The sequence below is a fragment of the Niallia oryzisoli genome (assembly GCF_043641075.1).
GTDB lineage: Bacteria > Bacillota > Bacilli > Bacillales > Cytobacillaceae > Bacillus_BD > Bacillus_BD oryzisoli_A.
Window position 1 is genome coordinate 122,310 of the sequence record NZ_JBHZRC010000010.1, and the last position, 18,612, is coordinate 140,921.

Here is an 18,612-nt window from a genome sequence, read left to right on the forward strand (position 1 = left end):
TTTTTTTCTAATGAAGTTTTGTAAATTTGATGAATTCTAAGTAAAGCGAGAAATCCTTTTTTGTTATGCCATGATTGATGGCTTCTGTAAACAGTTTAATCCATTCATCATCCAAATGATTCACACCTATTTCTGGATGTGGATTCTCTTCAAGCAAATCCTCCACCGTTGTGCCTAATGTGCTAGCTAGTTTAGAGATAATATGCAGAGAAGGGTTTTTTTGAATTCCTCTTTCGATATAGCTTAAGTATGATTTTGAAATACCGGCTTTATTTGAAAGTTCATTAATAGAATATCCTCTTAATTTTCTTAATTGCTTAATTCTATTTTGCATCATGTATTTTTTTCTCCTAAATCAATAAAAAAATGAAAGAGCATTCAAATACATTATAAAGAACAAGTAGTTCAATAAAAAGCACATTTTGAAAAATCATACATAGGGACTATGCTTCATAATATGAAACTTGAGTAGGAGTAAAGAAGTAAGTAACATTTGAATATATTGATTTTTTGTAAAATTAGGAATAAAATTGGCTGTGAGTGACAAAATGCGACAGTATTCAATGCAGTAATAGGTTAAAATATAAAAATCATAAGCAAATTAGGAGAGAAATCCAGTTAAAAGAGTAGATAGTAATAGGTCTAACATATTGAAGGAATCATGCTATTACAGTGATTTGGGAGGATATTAATGTGAGTGAGGGGAAGGAACGGAGCATAGATTACGACATCGAGTGGATTAAACTAATAGAAGAGGCAAAAAAACTAGGCATTGAAGTTGAAGAAATTAGAAAATTTTTACATGATCAAGTTCGTAGTAAACAGCTATAGTTTAATAGTACTCCGTCGTCCGTAGGATTACATTATACAATTTAAGTGTTTCTCGACAGAGAAATGCTTTTTTTGTCGTTTATTCCATCAAGTGAATTAAACTCCTTCATGTTCTTAAAGGCAAAAAATGGAAGAACAATGCAGGAGTTTCTACTTAATATCCAAGGTCCTTCTATATTTAATATTTACTTAAAGTAAAGTCAATCCAAGTTTATTTCTTTTGTGTTTCTCTCCATTTGCTGAATTCAAGAAAATCACGGAACTGTTCCTTTGATACACCTGATTCCATCGCCTCCTGAACAAGCTTCATCCATTCTGAGTCCAATTCATCTTTGTTAGGGCTCTCAAGGATTAGACTGTCTACAGGAACTCCCAGCACAGCTGAAATCTTTTCTAAAAATTGGATAGATGGATTCGTTTGTAGATTCCTTTCAAGCGAACTTAAGTAGGACTTTGCTACTCCTGCTTTGAGAGCGAGTTCCGATAATGATATTTTTTTTTCCTGACGAAGTTTTTTTACACGATCACCAATCATTCAATTCACTCACTTTAGTTTATTATCAAGCATCAACGCATTTTACATGTTAATAAAGCGCTTTAATACGAAGGGTAAGTATATTTTAGGATAATAACATAAATTGAAAAGAGGTTCCATATTAAGAACATGATATACAATTTAATGATTTGTTTTTTATCTATTTATTCACATTTTGCCACATTTTAAAGCGAATTAGTAGTCCAAATTTAGAAGTTTTTTTACTTGGATAGAATAATGTATTGTGAATATTGGTTTTCTAACTATTTGGATCGTTAACCTATTTTGTAAGAATACTTTAGATTTTGCAAGACACCTTGAAAATTACTACAATGAATGTAGAATAATGAGTAGTTTATCGAATGGAAGAGAGGCTGTACAAATGATTATTTTAAAATCAGAGAGGGAAATTGAAAAAATGAAAAAGGCTGGTGAAATTCTTGCCTCTGTACATAAGCAGTTGGCAAAAATGATTAAGCCAGGAATTACAACATGGGAAATTGAGGAATTTGTAGATAAATATTTAAAAAAACAGGGTGCAACGCCTGAACAAAAAGGGTATCGGGGATACCAATATGCTACATGCGCCAGTATAAATGATGAAATTTGCCATGGGTTTCCTAGAAAAGAGCCTTTAAAAACAGGAGATATTGTGACAATCGATATGGTTGTGAACTACAATGGTGCTTTGGCGGATTCAGCATGGTCCTATGCGGTTGGTCAGGTATCTGATGAGGATCAAAGACTGTTAGATGTAACGAAAAAAGCACTTTATATCGGGATTGAACAAGCAAAGGTTGGAAATCGAATCGGGGATATTGGACATGCCATTCAAACATATGTAGAAGGAGAAGGTTTTTCTGTCGTTCGTGATTTTATCGGTCATGGAATTGGGAATGCCATTCATGAGAAACCAGATGTTCCTCATTATGGGCTGCCGGGAAAAGGTCCTCGAATTAAAGAAGGAATGGTATTTACGATTGAGCCTATGGTCAATGTTGGAACCTTTAGAATGAAAATGGATAATAACGGATGGACATCAAGAACAGAGGATGGTAAGAATTCTGCACAGTATGAGCATACAATTGCCATTACAAAAAATGGTCCAATCATTATAACAGATCAGGACGAAGCTTGAGGTAAGATGCTCATCCATAAGTTAAAAGCTTATGGATGAGTACTTTATATAGTTATTGCTTTCTTAAGCTGCCAAGTTCCTCAACAATCGCTTGCATTTCATTTGGACTAAAGGAGTTTTTCTTCATGACTAATTCATAGATTTCCTTTAGCTCCTCATACATATTCTCATCAAAATGAGATGGTTTAATCGCGCCAAAATTTAATACATTTAATTTTTCTTTTATCTTCTCGATCATATACTCTACATTTTTAACAGATTTTTCAGCTAAGTTCATGGTTTTCATCCTCTCATTTTATCTTTGCTGTACAGAATCTATGAGTGCAGACACTGCGTGCTGCCGGTAGACAGGGAATGCAACAACAATGATAATCTTTCTTTTCATCTTTCCATGTTCATTTTAAAATGTCAATAAGATAATAATGTTGGAAATACATAATTCAATTCCAAAATATGTTCACCATGTCTATTATGGTAAAGTAAAGAATAAAAGCCCATAAGGAAAATGGAGGAAATGATAATATGATACGTGTTATATTTGTTTGTCTTGGAAATATCTGCAGATCTCCGATGGCAGAAGCGATATTCCGTGATCTTGTTAAAAAGGAAGGACTGGAGGATAAAATCAAAATTGACTCTGCCGGAACAGGTAATTGGCATATTGGTAACCCTCCGCATCAAGGTACGAGAGAGATTCTTAAGAAATATCAAATATCTGACGAAGGATTAAAAGCAAGGCAAATAACCAATGCTGATTTGAGCTTTGATTATATTATTGGGATGGATTCAGAGAATATAAAGAATATTAAAAAGCTAGGCAGCCTGCCGTCACATGTCAAAGTAAAACGTCTTCTTGATTTTGTAGAAGGCAGACAAGAGTTGGACGTTCCTGATCCATATTACAGCGGTAATTTCGAGGAAGTATATGAACTTGTAAAAGAAGGCGCAGAGAATCTCTTACTGGAAATGAAAAAAGACTTACAGGAAAAGGGGGTAATCAAATGAGCAGCTCGAAGTTTTGGAAAGGTATCATCATTGGTGCAGTTGCTGGCGGAGTAATAAGTCTATTTGATCGCACAACAAGAATTTCGGTGCTTGAGGGCTGTCAAAAGGTGACAGGAAAAGTGAATCATTATGTGAAGCACCCCGGAGAAGTAGTTGAATATGTAAAAGAATCTACCGGGAAAATACGGTCAACCATTGAGGAGGTTGGGGAAGAAGTAACCTTTATAGCTGAGAAAATTGAAGAGCTTAGAGAGATAACTCCGCAGGTGGTTGATGTAGTAATGGACACGAAAGAGGCGTTTGTGGATCAAGAGCAGCATGTTTCAGAAAGGGAAAGAGAGGTATAATACCATCTTTCCCTTTGATTTTTGATTAACAATAAATATTTTTCATCAAAGATTAGCAGTCTAATGAAAGATAATGATTTTACACTTATACGGGAAGGGGGCATGTGAAAGAAAAATGGCATTGGTAAAGCATTTATGGAGAAACCTTTTTGATGATGATGTTTTTGACATTGCGGCACAACTATCGTATTTTTTTCTGCTTTCCTTATTTCCGCTTCTTATTTTTTTAATGACCCTATTTCCTTACTTACCCATTACCCAAGAAGACCTGCTCAATCTGTTTCGAGATTTTGCACCAAGTGGGACGATGGAATTAATCGAAACCAATCTAGATCAAGTGTCACAAAAAAACGGTGCCTTATTATCTTTTGGGGTGATTGGAACGATATGGTCTGCATCTAATGGAATTAACGCCATTGTCAAGTCATTTAACAGGGCCTATGGAGTTAAGGAAGGGCGGTCCTTCCTCAGGACGAGGCTAATGTCGATTATATTAACCTTTGCCATGATTTTAGTTATCGTCGTGGCACTTATTCTTCCGGTGTTTGGGAAGCATATAGGGTCGTTTCTTTTCGCGCAGTTTGAGTTGTCAGCTCAATTTATTACTGTCTGGAATGCATTGCGCTGGCTCGTTAGCTCTCTGATTATTTTTGTCATCTTTATTGGCCTCTATTGGCTTGCGCCAAGTAAGAAGTTTGCTTGCCGAAGCGCAATTCCCGGGGCTGCGTTTGCTACAATCGGCTGGATTATCACATCATTTGCCTTTTCGTTTTATGTTAGTAACTTCGGTAATTACTCAGCTACCTATGGCAGTATTGGAGCTATTATTGTGTTAATGGTTTGGTTTTATATCTCGGGAATTATTATTATTGTCGGTGGGGAGGTAAATGCCTTTTTCAGCAATCGTATAAAGGATTGTTAACTTCCTCTAATTACCTACGTTAATTCCTCTATTGCTGTTAAAAATATAACAGGGACGTCTTATTACCCATTAAATTTCAGGAGGAATAACCATGACTAAACATACAAAAAAAGATGGCGGTACTAAGCAGCAAAAAAGTAAAAATCCATCAAGTAAAAAATCATCCAGCTCAGCTAATGGTTCAAACGGATACCATTAACAACAAAAAAAGGTCTGGAGCTTCCAGACCTTTTCAAGTTCCATTTTCCTATGACCTTAATAATCGTAAACCGTTTAAGATAACTAAGATAGTACTACCCTCATGACCAATCACACCTAGCGGTAAATCGACAGCCTGTAAGAAATTAGATGAAATTAACAGCATGATGACACTGATTGAGAAAATCACATTTTGTTTTACAATTTTGTTCATTCTTTGCGAAAGGCTGATTGCTTCCGAAATTCGCGGTAAATCATTTTTCATAAGCACAATGTCAGCTGTTTCAAGAGCAACATCGGTTCCGCCGCCCATCGCAATACCAACATTTGCTGTAGCAAGGGCTGGAGCGTCATTTATTCCATCGCCAACCATAGCGACATTGCCGTATTTCTCTTTTAATGCTTTGACATGCTCGACTTTATTTTCCGGCAGACATTCTGCAATGTATTCATCGACATGGCATTCTGCAGAAATGGCCTGAGCAGTACTTGAACTGTCACCGGTTAACATAATCGTATAAATCCCTTGAGCCTTTAAACGTTTTAATGCTTCCTTTGTTTCTTCACGGACAATATCCTTTAATGCAATCATGGCTGCAAGCTGGTTACCTCTTTGGACAAAGACAATGGTTTTTCCTTCTGATTCCAATTTTTTCTTCGTTTGCTCAGCGGATTGACCAATATCTTCAACAAATCCTGCTCGGCCGATTCTCCACTCCTCATCGTGAATGACGGCCTTAACTCCCCAGCCTGGTACATCCTCAATCCCGTTAGGGTGAATAAGTTCTTCTGTCAGTGACTCCTTTGCATATTTCACAATGGAGCTTGCAAGGGGATGATTGGAATGACTTTCAATGGAAGCCGCAATCAATAATACCTCTTTTTCATCCAGTCCATCATTGACTACCACGTCTGTTACTTCTGGTTTGCCTTTTGTCAGCGTTCCCGTTTTATCAAAGGCAATTGCCTTAATATGATTTAAATTTTCTAAATGGATTCCTCCCTTAAAAAGGATTCCATGTCTGGCCCCGTTTGATATCGCTGATAACGTTGCTGGCATAATAGAGGAAACAAGCGCACACGGTGAAGCGACTACAAGCAATACCATTGCACGATAAAAGGTTTCATTCCAGCTCCAGCCGAGCAAGAAATGAGGAAGAAACATCATCACTACTACTGTCGCAAGAACGATTTTTACGTAATTCCCTTCAAAGCGCTCAATAAAAAGCTGGGAAGGAGATTTTTCACTTTGTGCTGATTGTACTAGATCGATGATTTTTTGGAATAAGGTATCATTTGCTGGTTTTGTAATTTCTACCGTAATAGAGCCGTTTAAGTTTACTGTTCCGGCAAATACATGATCCTGACTTTGTTTTGAAACTGGAATTGATTCACCTGTAATAGCCGCTTCATCGATTGTCGTAAATCCCATCAATATTTTTCCGTCAGAGGGGACCCGTTCTCCTGGCTTGATTAAAATGTGATCCCCTATTACTAATTCAGCTACATTGACCCGTTCTTCCACTCCATTTGTTACCCGCAATGCTTCCTCGGGCTGGAGCTCCATTAAAGAAGATATTTCCTTATGGCTTTTGTTCATTGTGTAAGTCTCTAATGCACCGCTTAAGGCAAAAATAAAAATTAAAATAGCACCTTCAGTCCAATAGCCGATAACAGCAGATCCAATTGCCGCCAAAATCATCAGCATCTCTACATTGAGCTCCTTATTCTCAATAGTAGCTTCTATTCCTTCCTTTGCCTTTGCAAACCCCCCGATGATAAAAGCAACGATATATAATACTACTGGAAGTGTTTCATATCCATTTCTATCAAGAATCCAGCCAAGTAATATGAAAAATCCACATACAATGGCTGCAATCAATTCCCAATTAATTTTTGCCTTCTCCCAAAGACTTTCATGTGAAATATTCTCTTGTCTTTCTAGGACCTGGGCCTTCGTTTCCATTTTATTTCCCCCTTTTTTCTTTTTACCTATTTACATACTAAAAACTTTTTAATTGAGAAGAAGAATCAGAATCAATACCCCTAAAAAACACGAAAGCTGCCACCAAGCCGGTGACAGCAAAAAAGAACCTTTTTTTATTATTTCAACTTTACCATACAAAGGCTGTTTAAGAAAAGAAAGATGCCTTATAATGAGAAATGGAAAATTTTTATATATTATATGATGCGGCATTTTTTTGTTACTTCTTTTTTAAATTAATAAGGTATTAATTTAATGCAGGGGAACAGAATGATAAAAGGAAAGGAATGAAAGTGATGGTAAACAAAGTCTTTATGCTTCTAACTTTCATTGGTGTGCCATTATCCGTTATTGGCTCATTGATGCATTGGCCCAGTATTCTTTTATTTGTGATTTACTGTTTAACTATTATTGCTCTAGCAAGCTATATGGGGAGAGCAACTGAAAGTCTGGCAGTTGTTGCCGGTCCTCGTATCGGAGGGCTTTTAAATGCAACGTTTGGAAATGCAGTTGAGCTAATCATTTCCATATTTTCATTAAAGGCTGGTCTCGTCGGAGTTGTTCTTGCTTCGTTAACAGGCTCTGTTTTAGGAAACCTTTTATTAGTTGCCGGGTTATCCTTTTTCATTGGCGGCGTAAAGTTTAAACGGCAGAAGTTTAATGTATATGATGCCAGACATAATTCAGGGCTCTTGATGTTTGCTGTTATTGTTGCTTTTGTCATTCCTGAAGTATTTTCGATGACGATGAATGAAGGGGACACAATCGCGCTAAGTGTAGGAATTTCTATCATATTAATTGTCCTTTATGTTGCTGCCTTGCTTTTCAAGCTTGTCACTCACCGAGGGGTATACCAGCCTAAAGAGGACAAGGGTGTGGTACATCATGAAGAAGAGCCTGAATGGGGGAAAGGAAAGGCAATGGCTATTCTGGCTGTTGCAACAGTAGCGGTTGCATATGTTTCAGAGAATCTTGTTCATACATTCGAAGCCGTTGCGGAATCATTTGGCTGGACTGAGCTATTTATTGGGGTCATCATTGTAGCAATTGTCGGAAATGCTGCGGAACATGCTTCAGCGGTATTGATGGCTTTAAAAAATAAAATGGATATTGCTGTGGAAATTGCAATTGGTTCAACACTACAGGTAGCTATGTTCGTTGCACCTGTTCTCGTTTTAATCTCGCTCCTATTTCCAGTTAATATGCCGCTTGTTTTTACACTGCCTGAGCTTATATCCATGGCCTCGGCGGTTTTGTTAATGGTTGTCATATCAAATGATGGAGAATCAAACTGGTTTGAAGGTGCCACATTGCTTGCTGCCTATTTTATTATGGGCATTGGATTTTATCTTTTATAGATAAAATCTGTAAAATAATCTTCTTCACATGGATAATCTCGTATCACTCCGAAAACAATATACTATGTGAAATTCAGCCTGCTATATTGAAAGGAGTTCTTTATCGTGAAGAAGAAACTGATTTATTCGATTATCGGATTTGTCGTCATGCTTTCCTTCCTGCCCTTTGCCAAAGCAGAGAAGCAGCAGGAAAAAATAGACCAGCATCCAAGACAAACGATTTCGGTTCCAAGTTCAGTTATGAATATCGCAAAAGACAATACTTATCCAAACCCTACAGTCGATATGCCGAAATTAGAGCCTAGTGACTTGACTAAAGAACTTATTGAATCATCTAAAGTAAAAATTGAAAATCCTGACCTCATTCGTATGCTGAACGAAACAACGGTAAACAGTACGCCATTTGCCTTAGGATATCGGGCGATTGTCTACCTTGGTCAATGGCCGTTAAATTATGAATCTGTGGAAACAGCTCCCAATTGGGAATATCAAAAGATTAATACAAACTATTTTGATAATCGCGGTGGAAATACTCCATATCAAATTCATTACGTACAGGAAGCACAAAAAATTGTCCGTGGTGGCTTAACGGCAAAGGTTGGCAATACAGAAGAAGTAAAAAATATGATGATGATTAAAGCCATGCAAAAGTCGGGGCTGCCATTATCATTTGAAACCGTGATTGGCGGGGGAACGAAAAAAGATCAAATCTACAATGTTCCGCCGAAAATGCTCGGATATTTACATGCCTTTGCACCTGCGGTAAATGAAAAAGGGAAAATAACCTACGGTGAAGTGTACCTGATGCTAAAAGGCGGCAAGAAAATGATTGTCATTAAAAATGTAACATCGCAGGGAATAAGCGCTTGGATCCCAATCCAAGACCACGTTTCTTTTGGATTCATCGCCAGCGAACAACCACGTTAACGGTGTCCACTAACGGTGTCAGGCACCACAAAAAGACAAAATGTATTATTTTGTCCATCTGTGGTGCCTGACACCATTTTTTAGATTAACGATTTTCGTTTTTGAAAGTTAGTATCCTTATAGTAACTGTTTTTTACTAATACATTTGGACCAAGGCACTGAACTTCCGGGCAATGACAATTTAGTGAAGCTGCTAGCTTTGTATGTAGCCACTTATCGAACACATCAATAAGCATATCGTCCTGAATATTACCAAGCGGCGGGGTATCGCCGAAATCCGTTACAATGACATCGCCGGTGAAAATATTAATATTTAGGCGGGAACGGCCGTCAGGGTCGTTTCGAACGGACACATTTTTTTCCGATGACAATCTTTTTAACAGCTGCAAATCCTCTTCTTTACCCATGCAGGAATAGAACGGAAGCGTTCCAAACAGCATCCATATATCTTTATTGCGAATATCTAAAAGCTTATGAATGCTGGCACGAACTTCATCTAAACTAAGGGTTTCCAATGAAGAAGCAAAATCTGACGGATACATCGGATGAATTTCATGTCTCTGACACTTCATTTCATCGACAATTTGCCTATGGATATGCTCTAAGTGCGGAAGTGTTCTCTTGTTTAACATGGTTTCAGCTGAAACCATCACGCCGTTCTCAGCTAATGTTCGGCTGTTTTGAATCATTCTTTGAAACAGCTGTTTTCTTTGTTCTATCGTTGGCTTTCGTTCCATTCTGGCAAAACCGCCCTCAATGAAATCCTCCTCCGTACCCCAATTATGTGAAATATGAAGTACATCTAAATACGGAATTATGGGAGCGTATCGTTCTATATCAAGAGTTAAATTAGAATTAATCTGTGTTCGAACTCCACGCTCAGAAGCGTATTTCAATAATGGTACAACGTAGTGTTCGACAGATTTGCTTGAAAGTATCGGCTCTCCTCCGGTAATACTCAGCGAACGTAAATGAGGAATTTCTTCAAGTCGTCTCAATAATAATTCAAGTGGAAGACCTTCATCATCCTTAGCCTTTAATGTGTATCCAACAGCGCAATGCTCACAGCGCATATTGCATAAATTTGTGGTAGTGAACTCGATATTTGAGAGAGTTAATTTTCCATGCTCTGTTATATCCATATACGCTTCCCAAGGATCATAATTTGGTGTTAATGTTTGTTTTTCAGAGAGCATTATATTCTCCTTCCCTATATTTACATATTTTATATCTATATCTGGCCATCTTTACCATTGTCATTATTCATTTTTATCTAAACAGTGTCAATACAGATTAATATGAAATAAAAGAGATTTCATGAATTTATTATCAGGATAGGTAAATGATTTTTTGATGGATATACTAATACTAGTTTTTCTAGCAGCATGTTTCTTTTTGGTATTGCTTATATGAGGAATTTTCGGTAGGATGGTTACGATAGTGAAAGGAGAGAGTTTTTTGGGTAGCCCGATACAAGATAAAAATATGCAGGTTTCGTTTTTAAAGCAACGCTTAAATATGTTTATGGATGTTTTAGATGCTATTGATCCAGAGGATACGGATCTTGAAGATATTGATCGATTAATTGCCATGATCGATGACCTTGAATCAAAATGCCGAGAATTTAAAAACAGGGAATTGTAAAAGAGTCATATTTTATTGACTCTTTTTTCTTTTTTATTCCTGTGTATACGAGTATAATTGAAGGTGTCGAAATTATCGAAAAATAGAGTTTTGTTTATGGGGAGGAGAAATCATTCATGAATATTGAAAAATTTCAGGAGAGTATGTACAAGCTGATTGTTGAAACATCAACCCAGCTTCCAAATGATGTCCGACGCGCTATTATGGCGGCAAAGGAGCAGGAAAATGCGGGTACAAGATCAGCCATGGCTCTTGGAACCATTTCGAATAATATTAAAATGGCTGACGATAATATCTCGCCGATTTGTCAGGATACAGGTCTTCCAACTTTTAAAATTAAAACACCTGTTGGAGCAAACCAAATCGAAATGAAAAAGGCAATTTATCATGCGATTGCCGAAGCAACAAAGAATGGAAAGCTTCGTCCAAATTCAGTTGATTCTTTAACTGGTGCAAACAGCGGCGACAACCTGGGCGGAGGAACACCTGTTATCAAATTTGAACAATGGGAAAAGGATTATATTGATGTTCGTCTTATCTTAAAAGGCGGCGGCTGTGAGAATAAAAATATTCAATACAGTCTTCCTTGCGAGCTAGAAGGACTAGGCCGTGCAGGACGTGATCTTGATGGCATTCGTAAGTGTGTCCTTCATTCCGTTTATCAAGCACAAGGACAAGGCTGTAGCGCAGGATTTATCGGTGTGGGCATCGGTGGAGACCGTTCAAGCGGCTACGATTTAGCAAAAGAACAGCTTTTTCGTTCAAATGATGATGTGAATCCTATCGAAGAATTACGCGAGCTTGAAGAGTATATCATGGAAAACGCTAATAAACTTGGAATCGGTACCATGGGTTTTGGCGGCGAAACAACTCTTTTAGGCTGTAAAGTTGGTGTTATGAACCGTATTCCGGCAAGCTTCTTTGTATCTGTTGCGTATAACTGTTGGGCATTCCGCCGTTTAGGTGTAACCGTTAATCCTGAAACAGGCGAAATCAAGGACTGGAGCTACCAGGAAGGCGAGAAAATTGACTTCGGTGCTGCAGAAGCTGAAAAAGAAACAGCTGCCGCTTCAGAAACATCTGTGAATGTTGTTGAATTACAAGCACCTATTACTGAAGAACAAATTCGCCAATTAAAAGTGGGTGACGTCGTTCGCATTAATGGAAGAATGTACACAGGCCGTGACGCCATTCATAAGTACCTTTCCGACAATGATTCACCAGTTGACCTAAATGGACAAATTATCTACCACTGTGGTCCAGTTATGCTAAAGGATGAAGATGGAAACTGGCATGTAAAAGCAGCTGGTCCTACTACAAGTATTCGTGAGGAGCCGTACCAAGGGGATATCATGAAACGCTTTGGTATTCGTGCAGTTATTGGTAAAGGTGGAATGGGTCCAAAAACATTGGCTGCATTACAAGAGCATGGCGGCGTATACCTAAATGCAATTGGCGGAGCAGCACAATATTACGCAGACTGCATTAAATCTGTTGACGGTGTTGATCTAACACAATTCGGTATTCCTGAAGCCATGTGGCATCTGCAGGTTGAAGGCTTTACTGCCGTAGTTACAATGGATTCCCATGGTAACAGTCTTCACAAGGACGTTGACCAATCTTCACTTGAGAAATTAGCTCAATTTAAAGAGCCGGTATTTAAATAATACGATTTCCCAAAAAAGGATGAACATATTTGTTCATCCTTTTTTGCTTTTTTTGGAAATAGATTAACCGCATGAATCTGCCACACTCACAAACAATAAAAACAAAAGATAACCTGATAAGGAGAAGTGTTCATGAAGAAAATAATGAAACAGCTGATCATGATCTCTGTAATACTTTTTGTTTTTGGATCGAGTGTATCGGCAGAAACCTATCCAAACCAGCCTATTCATTGGGGCTTTAAAAAGGCATCAGATGGCAGACCTGCAGAAGCCGGACAAGAATGGGATGAATTGATTGAAAAACACGGAGCCTATTATAAAGGCGATCCAAATAAAATGGATATTTACTTAACCTTTGATAATGGGTATGAAAACGGATATACAGAGAAAATACTAGATGTTCTAAAAAAAGAAAAAGTACCAGCTGCATTTTTTGTAACAGGACACTATTTAGAATCTGCACCAAAGCTGGTTAAGAGAATGGTTAAGGAAGGTCATATAGTAGGAAACCATTCATGGCATCATCCTGATTTAACGCAGGTAAGTGACGAACGATTAAAGGAAGAGCTTGAAAAGGTAAAAGTGAAAACAGAGGAGCTTACAGGCGTAAAAACGATGGATTATATCCGCCCGCCGCGTGGAATATTTAGTGAAAGGACAATGGCATTAGCGAATGACCAAGGCTATAAACATATTTTTTGGTCATTGGCTTTTATAGACTGGAAAACAGATCAGCAAAAAGGAGCTCAATATTCCTACGCTAATATTATGAAACAGATTCATCCAGGAGCCATTCTTCTTCTGCATACCGTTTCAAAGGACAATGCAGATGCACTGGAAAGCGTAATAAAAGACCTAAAAAAGCAAGGGTATAAATTTAAAAGTCTAGATGACCTGACAAATAAAACAAAACAGGAAAAGAAACCGAAGAAAACAAAGAAACAAAAGAAAAACTAAATCAACGCGGTGAAGTGCTGGGGGCCTGTCCCCCAGTGGTTTAACGCGATAAAGTACCTTAATGAAGAATTTGATAGTGCTTATGTGCTACTACGGTTACAGGTGTTTCAATTTGTATCAATTCAGCATCCTGCTGGCTGATGGATACCAATACACTTGCATCTTTTACCTTTAGTACTTCCCCGCTAATTTGATATCCATTTCTTGTAAAGGTAATTCTATTTCCCTCGCATGCAATGATTTGTCCTGTCATAAAGATATCTCTCCTGTTATAAGTCCTGCAAAAAAAACGATTCATGGCTTATTCAATTTAGTCAAAGGGGTGAAATGATAATTGAATAAAACATGAACCGTAGTTCAAGTATTGCACCGAATCAAAATAGTGTCAATCATAATGAACTTTGGTTCATCTTTTGTTCTATGGTACTATTAAGCAGAGGTGATTGTATGGCAGAGCATGGAGATCGAGAGCTCGTTGGTGTATTTCCTTATGTGCCTAAGCAGGAAAGGGCCCAGCAAAAAAGGAATTCATTACTTGAAAGCGGCCGTGAGTTATTTATTAAGAATGGATATGAGCCAACAACAGCTAAAGAGATTGCTGCACATGCAGGGGTTGCAATTGGAACCTTTTACCGATACTTTTCTGATAAACGTCAGTTATTATTGTCCTTATTACAAAATCAATTAGATAAAATGCTTCCCCCAGAACCTAATTGGATTAAGACAAATCCGGAGGAATTCATGGCGGGAATACTTGAAAACCATTATAAACAGCTTGAACAAATAGGACTGCATCAAGTACTGCCTGAATTATTAATTAGGGACCCTGAATTAGCAGAAGTATTAATTCAATCCAGAAAAAATTGGCATACTAGAATTCTTACTGGATTGCAGCATGCAAAAGAAAAGGGGTTAACATGGCCTGATTTGGAGCTGGAAATGGTAGCCTGGTCCATTTTAATCATACTTGAAAATATACCAAAGAAAGATAAAGAGAGCGGAATGAAGACTGACTATGTTGAATTAGCTAAATTAATATGCCGTATGGTTTTCCCACCAGAATGGATGATATCGCCAAATCAGAAATAGAACATACATAGTACATGATATTGAGAATAATGGAGTGAAGATACACATGCAGAAAGAACAAGAGGTCAAAATAGAGTTAAAACAAACTTTTCCTTTAACGATTAAACGACTTGGAATTAATGGAGAAGGAGTAGGTTATTTTAAAAGAAAAGTGGTCTTTGTCCCAGGAGCTCTTCCAGGAGAAGAGGTTGTAGTGGAAGCAACAAAGGTTCATCCGAAGTTTACGGAAGCAAGGATTAAAAGCATCCGTAAGCAATCTGAGTTTCGCGTTCAGCCTCAATGTCCTGTTTATGAAGAGTGTGGCGGCTGTCAGCTGCAGCACCTTCAATATGATCAGCAGCTAAAAGAAAAACGGGATATCGTTATTCAATCGTTAGAGCGTCATACAAAGCTTCAGATTGAACAATTAGAAATTCGAGAGACAATGGGGATGGAGAATCCATGGAACTATCGTAATAAAAGTCAGTTTCAAGTCGGAAGCAAAGACGGAAAGGTCCTCGCTGGTTTATATGGTATGAATTCTCATAGTCTAATTCATATCGAACAATGTGCGGTGCAGCATCCTAAAACAAATAAGGCAATTGGAACAGTAAGAAAGGTCCTGCAAAAACTAGAGATACCAATTTATAATGAAAGATCTGGTAAAGGGATTGTCAGAACAATTGTCGCCAGGGCAGGGCTTCAATCGGGTGAACTTCAAATCGTCTTGATTACAGCAAAAGAAGAGCTGCCAAAGAAGGATCTATTGATTGAAGAAATTAAAAAAAGACTCCCAAATGTCAAATCAATCATGCAAAATATTAATGGGCAAAAGACTTCCCTTATTTTTGGTGAAAAGACTGTTAATCTGGAAGGGAAGGATTTTATTCAAGAGACATTGGGTGAGTTAAATTTCGAACTGTCGGCAAGAACGTTTTTTCAGCTTAATCCAGAACAAACGGTACATCTTTACAATGAAGTGAAAAAGGCAGCTGAGCTTACCGGAAGCGAAAAGGTAGTAGATGCCTATTGCGGAGTCGGAACTATTGGCCTTTGGCTTGCGGATCAAGCGGCAGAGATTCGTGGTATGGATGTGATTCCCGAATCTATTGAGGATGCAAAGAAGAACGCTTCCCGGCACGGAATTAAACATGCAAAGTATGTAACGGGAAAGGCAGAAGTGATGATGCCTAAATGGGTAAAGGAAGGCTGGAAACCGGATGTCATTATCGTAGATCCGCCAAGAACAGGTCTTGATCAGCAGTTATTACAGACCATCTTGAAAATAAAGCCCAAAAAAGTGATCTATGTTTCCTGTAATCCATCAACTTTAGCAAAGGACATTAGCGTACTTGCCGTCAACTACAAGCTTGAATACATCCAGCCGGTTGATATGTTCCCACAGACTTCACATGTAGAATGTGTCTCGAAGCTGGTATTGAAATAATAATGAAAATATGAGAACGAATAGTAGGTAAGAGGGTGTTGCTGACAGCCTCTTTCTTTCTAATGAATAATCTGATCTATTATAAAAATTAATTTTTCTGAAAACATTTCATCCTTAACAAAAAAACAATTGAATTTTACTATTTTCTTGTTATAATTCATGTATATCATTCCTTGTTAAGGAGAACGTTATGGGAGAGACATGTAGATTTGTTGTAAATGCGGTTGGAAAAGGTGGGGAAACCTACTATACTCATTTTAGTAGTAAACAGGATTTGGATAAGTGGGTATCTGATAACCAGGAAAAATTATCAATGGATGAGTTAAAGATCGTTGATAAGAACAAGAAGAGGAATCCAATCTTGAGATTGTTTAACCTATAAAAAACATCAAATGAAACGCCATTCTCTAGGGAATGGCGTTATTATTTTTTTCAAGTATGTAACAATTAGTAAGGGATATTCCAGTTATTGTTTAGGGTACTTTAGAGAACTCTAATATTAAATTATTTAAGATATCTATCAATTAGTTGAAAACGCTTCATAAACGTTTAAGAAATGTTCACAGGGAAATGGACAAAAATAAGATACAATGAAGGTGTTAGTTATTGTGAAATATCATACAAAAAATTATTTTAATCATATTATTAGGTTTAACTTTTTAACATCTCAAGTATGTGCTGTTGAAGTTAGGATCTAATCAGGAAAGGTGAATATTATGGCTGGACTTTCTATTAGTGCATTACTCATTCGATTCACATTGGGAGGATTAGCAGTAGTAGTATCCACACTAGTAGCCAGAAAGCTCGGTGAAAAGGCTGGAGGTATTTTTGCGGCATTCCCTGCCGTTTATTTAGCAGCGTTACTCACTGCAAGTCTGGATTTCGGTGGGACTGAATTGATTTCCTATTCGATTTTATTATCGAAGGGTGCGATTGTCGGCATGGCAATCAACATCGTCATTGCTATTATTGCAGGATATCTTTTACCGAGAAAAGGATGGAAAAGTGGATTAGTCCAAGCTGTTGGTTGCTGGTTTATCATTTCAATAATTGTAGTAGTGTTTACCTCCTACTAATAAGATTAAAAGCAGCTTTTGAAAATGATTGCATTCGATTATAAAGGAAAAGGTGTGTAGTTATGAAAAGTAAAGACTTACTTATTCGTTTCTTATTAGGCGGGGCAGCTGTTATGTTAAGCTATTTGGTAACTGTTATTTCCCCTTGGAAAATTCTTGCCGGTATGTTTGCAGCATTTCCGGCCGTTATGATCACTGCTGTATTAATGATGGGAATTGCCTCTGGTTCAAAAAATGCCGCAAAAGTAGCAAATGGTTCTGTTTACGGTATGATTGGCGGCGTTGTTTGTGTTGCAACTGTTTGGACCACACTTACAATAAGCAATAATTGGCTGTTCAGTATCTTTCTAGGATTGGTGTTATGGCTTGTCAGTTCTATTGCCGTTTCTACACTTAGAGAGCGAATGATGGGCTTTAACATTAAACATGCCAAACATGCGATGGGAAGCATGAGGGAGCCGCAGGTTCGTCAAAATAAATGAAAAATTCCAAAAAGGGTGCCTGTAAATAGGCACCCTTTTCCATTAATGTACTTGTAATAATGATTCTTTACTATAGTTGAGTGAAAACTGTTGAAATGCTTCTGTAGCTGGACATAGATAACGATTTTTAACGCATGCCATATGAATATCGAGGCTTGCCAATGGATGGTTAATCGATAATACCTTGACGTTATAGCTGCTAAGGGCAAGTGTTCGCGGCATGATGGCCATCCCAAAATTGACGGAAACCAGGCCGGCAATGACATCTGTTTCATCCATTTCACAAGCAATTTGAGGGACTACTCCCACACTTTCAAATAGTCTGTCTATAATAGGTCGAACATCGCTAGTAGGATGAAATAAAACAAATGGATATGGTGCAGTATCTTTTAAATCAATACGGTCATAGCGTGCAAGTGGATGATTGTAGGATACGACAGCAACCATTTCTTGTTCAAATAATGGTGTAAATTCAATCTCCTGTTCATCTTCATCCCTTAATGTATATGCAATGTCAACTTTTCCCGCCTTTAGGTCCTGAAAAATCTTTTTGTTTGAACCTTGAGTTAGCGTAAATCTAACATTTTTATATTCATCCTTATGTGAGAAGGTCTGAATCATATTTGGAACAAACTGAGGACCTAATTGATACATGAAGGCTACATCGATTACTCCTCTTGAAGGACATGTGATGTCATGCAGCTTCTTTTCCCCTTTTTCCAGTTCATCCAGAGAACGCTCCACATATTGCAGGAAAAAACGACCATACTTTGTTAGACGAATATTTCTTCCGTGTTTTTCAAATAAATAGGTACCCAACTCCTTTTCTAACTCTGAGATTGCATGACTTAAGCTTGGCTGAGTAATGGATAATTGTTCAGCAGCCTTTGTAAAATGTTCATATCCTGCAAGTACCCGAAAATAATGAAGCTGTTTCAAATTCATTCTAACCACGTCCTTTCAATTTTAGAAAAAAGTATGACGATTAACCGTTTGAATGATGAATGAAGAATAGATAAAGACAAA

22 protein-coding genes are annotated in these 18,612 nt (G+C 37.6%); 15 read left to right on the plus strand and 7 right to left on the minus strand.

What is annotated here, in order from left to right; all coding sequences use genetic code 11:
• Window positions 1-7: 7 nt before the first annotated feature.
• Window positions 8-337: a helix-turn-helix domain-containing protein gene (locus ACHUFV_RS21775; RefSeq protein WP_394237821.1), complete on the minus strand. Its 330-nt coding sequence runs from the start codon at window positions 335-337 to the stop codon at window positions 8-10.
• Between the two features lie 356 nt (window positions 338-693).
• On the opposite strand from ACHUFV_RS21775, the gene sinI reads away from it, so the two are divergent.
• Window positions 694-831 carry a DNA-binding anti-repressor SinI gene (gene sinI / locus ACHUFV_RS21780; protein ID WP_394237823.1) on the plus strand — a complete coding sequence of 46 codons (138 nt, stop codon included), beginning with the start codon at window positions 694-696 and terminating at the stop codon, window positions 829-831.
• Between the two features lie 211 nt (window positions 832-1,042).
• On the opposite strand, the gene ACHUFV_RS21785 is transcribed toward sinI, so the two are convergent.
• On the minus strand, window positions 1,043-1,366 hold the full coding sequence (locus ACHUFV_RS21785; protein ID WP_394237825.1) for a helix-turn-helix domain-containing protein: 324 nt from the start codon (window positions 1,364-1,366) through the stop codon (window positions 1,043-1,045).
• Window positions 1,367-1,748: 382 nt separating this feature from the next.
• Here ACHUFV_RS21785 and map point away from each other — a divergent pair, with 382 nt between their 5' ends.
• Complete coding sequence (gene map / locus ACHUFV_RS21790; protein WP_394237923.1) at window positions 1,749-2,504, plus strand: type I methionyl aminopeptidase; 756 nt, start codon at window positions 1,749-1,751, stop codon at window positions 2,502-2,504.
• A 52-nt stretch (window positions 2,505-2,556) separates the two neighbouring features.
• Here map and ACHUFV_RS21795 read toward each other — a convergent pair whose 3' ends face one another.
• Complete coding sequence (locus ACHUFV_RS21795) at window positions 2,557-2,781, minus strand: DUF1128 domain-containing protein (RefSeq protein ID WP_394237827.1); 225 nt, start codon at window positions 2,779-2,781, stop codon at window positions 2,557-2,559.
• Window positions 2,782-3,026: 245 nt separating this feature from the next.
• Between ACHUFV_RS21795 and ACHUFV_RS21800 the strand changes: the two genes are divergently transcribed.
• From ACHUFV_RS21800 to ACHUFV_RS21810, 3 genes are all read left to right on the plus strand, one after another.
• Window positions 3,027-3,509 carry a low molecular weight protein-tyrosine-phosphatase gene (locus ACHUFV_RS21800; protein ID WP_394237829.1) on the plus strand — a complete coding sequence of 161 codons (483 nt, stop codon included), beginning with the start codon at window positions 3,027-3,029 and terminating at the stop codon, window positions 3,507-3,509.
• Window positions 3,506-3,856: a YtxH domain-containing protein gene (locus ACHUFV_RS21805; protein ID WP_394237831.1), complete on the plus strand. Its 351-nt coding sequence runs from the start codon at window positions 3,506-3,508 to the stop codon at window positions 3,854-3,856. The genes ACHUFV_RS21800 and ACHUFV_RS21805 overlap by 4 nt, the downstream gene beginning before the upstream one ends.
• A 115-nt stretch (window positions 3,857-3,971) precedes the next feature.
• Window positions 3,972-4,778 carry a YihY/virulence factor BrkB family protein gene (locus ACHUFV_RS21810; RefSeq protein WP_394237832.1) on the plus strand — a complete coding sequence of 269 codons (807 nt, stop codon included), beginning with the start codon at window positions 3,972-3,974 and terminating at the stop codon, window positions 4,776-4,778.
• Between the two features lie 247 nt (window positions 4,779-5,025).
• Here the strand turns inward: ACHUFV_RS21810 and ACHUFV_RS21815 are convergent, their stop codons facing one another.
• A complete protein-coding gene (locus ACHUFV_RS21815) occupies window positions 5,026-6,942 on the minus strand; it encodes a heavy metal translocating P-type ATPase (protein WP_394237834.1) in 1,917 nt (638 codons plus the stop codon).
• Window positions 6,943-7,256: 314 nt separating this feature from the next.
• On the opposite strand from ACHUFV_RS21815, the gene cax reads away from it, so the two are divergent.
• A complete protein-coding gene (gene cax / locus ACHUFV_RS21820; RefSeq protein ID WP_394237836.1) occupies window positions 7,257-8,318 on the plus strand; it encodes a calcium/proton exchanger in 1,062 nt (353 codons plus the stop codon).
• Between the two features lie 147 nt (window positions 8,319-8,465).
• A complete protein-coding gene (locus tag ACHUFV_RS21825) occupies window positions 8,466-9,245 on the plus strand; it encodes a YfkD famly protein (RefSeq protein ID WP_394237925.1) in 780 nt (259 codons plus the stop codon).
• A gap of 80 nt (window positions 9,246-9,325) precedes the next feature.
• On the opposite strand, the gene yfkAB is transcribed toward ACHUFV_RS21825, so the two are convergent.
• Window positions 9,326-10,441 (minus strand): radical SAM/CxCxxxxC motif protein YfkAB, encoded by a 1,116-nt coding sequence (yfkAB, locus tag ACHUFV_RS21830; RefSeq protein ID WP_394237838.1) that lies wholly within the window; start codon window positions 10,439-10,441, stop codon window positions 9,326-9,328.
• A 262-nt stretch (window positions 10,442-10,703) separates the two neighbouring features.
• Here yfkAB and ACHUFV_RS21835 point away from each other — a divergent pair, with 262 nt between their 5' ends.
• From ACHUFV_RS21835 to pdaA, 3 genes are all read left to right on the plus strand, one after another.
• On the plus strand, window positions 10,704-10,889 hold the full coding sequence (locus ACHUFV_RS21835; protein WP_394237840.1) for an SE1561 family protein: 186 nt from the start codon (window positions 10,704-10,706) through the stop codon (window positions 10,887-10,889).
• Window positions 10,890-11,005: 116 nt separating this feature from the next.
• Entirely contained in the window at window positions 11,006-12,556 is a 1,551-nt protein-coding gene (locus ACHUFV_RS21840; RefSeq protein ID WP_394237841.1) for a fumarate hydratase, read from the plus strand.
• Window positions 12,557-12,688: 132 nt separating this feature from the next.
• Window positions 12,689-13,513: a delta-lactam-biosynthetic de-N-acetylase gene (gene pdaA / locus ACHUFV_RS21845; protein WP_394237843.1), complete on the plus strand. Its 825-nt coding sequence runs from the start codon at window positions 12,689-12,691 to the stop codon at window positions 13,511-13,513.
• Between the two features lie 58 nt (window positions 13,514-13,571).
• On the opposite strand, the gene ACHUFV_RS21850 is transcribed toward pdaA, so the two are convergent.
• A complete protein-coding gene (locus ACHUFV_RS21850) occupies window positions 13,572-13,766 on the minus strand; it encodes a DUF2187 family protein (protein ID WP_394237845.1) in 195 nt (64 codons plus the stop codon).
• A gap of 92 nt (window positions 13,767-13,858) precedes the next feature.
• On the opposite strand from ACHUFV_RS21850, the gene ACHUFV_RS21855 reads away from it, so the two are divergent.
• The 5 genes from ACHUFV_RS21855 to ACHUFV_RS21875 all read left to right on the plus strand — a co-directional run bounded on the left by ACHUFV_RS21855 (window position 13,859) and on the right by ACHUFV_RS21875 (window position 17,586).
• Window positions 13,859-14,602: a TetR/AcrR family transcriptional regulator gene (locus tag ACHUFV_RS21855; RefSeq protein WP_394237847.1), complete on the plus strand. Its 744-nt coding sequence runs from the start codon at window positions 13,859-13,861 to the stop codon at window positions 14,600-14,602.
• A gap of 46 nt (window positions 14,603-14,648) precedes the next feature.
• On the plus strand, window positions 14,649-16,028 hold the full coding sequence (gene rlmD / locus ACHUFV_RS21860; protein WP_394237849.1) for a 23S rRNA (uracil(1939)-C(5))-methyltransferase RlmD: 1,380 nt from the start codon (window positions 14,649-14,651) through the stop codon (window positions 16,026-16,028).
• Window positions 16,029-16,218: 190 nt separating this feature from the next.
• A complete protein-coding gene (locus ACHUFV_RS21865) occupies window positions 16,219-16,410 on the plus strand; it encodes a hypothetical protein (protein ID WP_394237851.1) in 192 nt (63 codons plus the stop codon).
• Between the two features lie 334 nt (window positions 16,411-16,744).
• The gene (locus tag ACHUFV_RS21870; RefSeq protein WP_394237853.1) at window positions 16,745-17,104 is read left to right on the plus strand and encodes a DUF3147 family protein; all 360 of its coding nucleotides are present in this window, start codon (window positions 16,745-16,747) and stop codon (window positions 17,102-17,104) included.
• A gap of 62 nt (window positions 17,105-17,166) precedes the next feature.
• Entirely contained in the window at window positions 17,167-17,586 is a 420-nt protein-coding gene (locus tag ACHUFV_RS21875; RefSeq protein ID WP_394237855.1) for a DUF3147 family protein, read from the plus strand.
• Window positions 17,587-17,628: 42 nt separating this feature from the next.
• On the opposite strand, the gene ACHUFV_RS21880 is transcribed toward ACHUFV_RS21875, so the two are convergent.
• A complete protein-coding gene (locus ACHUFV_RS21880; protein ID WP_394237857.1) occupies window positions 17,629-18,531 on the minus strand; it encodes a LysR family transcriptional regulator in 903 nt (300 codons plus the stop codon).
• Between the last annotated feature and the right edge of the window lie 81 nt (window positions 18,532-18,612).

Bases quoted from the DNA above. Each gene is read 5' to 3' on its own strand.
- ACHUFV_RS21775 (WP_394237821.1), bottom strand. From the start codon at position 337: ATGATGCAAAATAGAATTAAGCAATTAAGAAAATTAAGAGGATATTCT.
- ACHUFV_RS21785 (WP_394237825.1), bottom strand. From the start codon at position 1,366: ATGATTGGTGATCGTGTAAAAAAACTTCGTCAGGAAAAAAAAATATCA.
- map (WP_394237923.1), top strand. From the start codon at position 1,749: ATGATTATTTTAAAATCAGAGAGGGAAATTGAAAAAATGAAAAAGGCT.
- ACHUFV_RS21795 (WP_394237827.1), bottom strand. From the start codon at position 2,781: ATGAACTTAGCTGAAAAATCTGTTAAAAATGTAGAGTATATGATCGAG.
- ACHUFV_RS21800 (WP_394237829.1), top strand. From the start codon at position 3,027: ATGATACGTGTTATATTTGTTTGTCTTGGAAATATCTGCAGATCTCCG.
- ACHUFV_RS21805 (WP_394237831.1), top strand. From the start codon at position 3,506: ATGAGCAGCTCGAAGTTTTGGAAAGGTATCATCATTGGTGCAGTTGCT.
- ACHUFV_RS21810 (WP_394237832.1), top strand. From the start codon at position 3,972: ATGGCATTGGTAAAGCATTTATGGAGAAACCTTTTTGATGATGATGTT.
- ACHUFV_RS21815 (WP_394237834.1), bottom strand. From the start codon at position 6,942: ATGGAAACGAAGGCCCAGGTCCTAGAAAGACAAGAGAATATTTCACAT.
- cax (WP_394237836.1), top strand. From the start codon at position 7,257: ATGGTAAACAAAGTCTTTATGCTTCTAACTTTCATTGGTGTGCCATTA.
- ACHUFV_RS21825 (WP_394237925.1), top strand. From the start codon at position 8,466: ATGCTTTCCTTCCTGCCCTTTGCCAAAGCAGAGAAGCAGCAGGAAAAA.
- yfkAB (WP_394237838.1), bottom strand. From the start codon at position 10,441: ATGCTCTCTGAAAAACAAACATTAACACCAAATTATGATCCTTGGGAA.
- ACHUFV_RS21840 (WP_394237841.1), top strand. From the start codon at position 11,006: ATGAATATTGAAAAATTTCAGGAGAGTATGTACAAGCTGATTGTTGAA.
- pdaA (WP_394237843.1), top strand. From the start codon at position 12,689: ATGAAGAAAATAATGAAACAGCTGATCATGATCTCTGTAATACTTTTT.
- ACHUFV_RS21850 (WP_394237845.1), bottom strand. From the start codon at position 13,766: ATGACAGGACAAATCATTGCATGCGAGGGAAATAGAATTACCTTTACA.
- ACHUFV_RS21855 (WP_394237847.1), top strand. From the start codon at position 13,859: ATGAACCGTAGTTCAAGTATTGCACCGAATCAAAATAGTGTCAATCAT.
- rlmD (WP_394237849.1), top strand. From the start codon at position 14,649: ATGCAGAAAGAACAAGAGGTCAAAATAGAGTTAAAACAAACTTTTCCT.
- ACHUFV_RS21865 (WP_394237851.1), top strand. From the start codon at position 16,219: ATGGGAGAGACATGTAGATTTGTTGTAAATGCGGTTGGAAAAGGTGGG.
- ACHUFV_RS21870 (WP_394237853.1), top strand. From the start codon at position 16,745: ATGGCTGGACTTTCTATTAGTGCATTACTCATTCGATTCACATTGGGA.
- ACHUFV_RS21875 (WP_394237855.1), top strand. From the start codon at position 17,167: ATGAAAAGTAAAGACTTACTTATTCGTTTCTTATTAGGCGGGGCAGCT.
- ACHUFV_RS21880 (WP_394237857.1), bottom strand. From the start codon at position 18,531: ATGAATTTGAAACAGCTTCATTATTTTCGGGTACTTGCAGGATATGAA.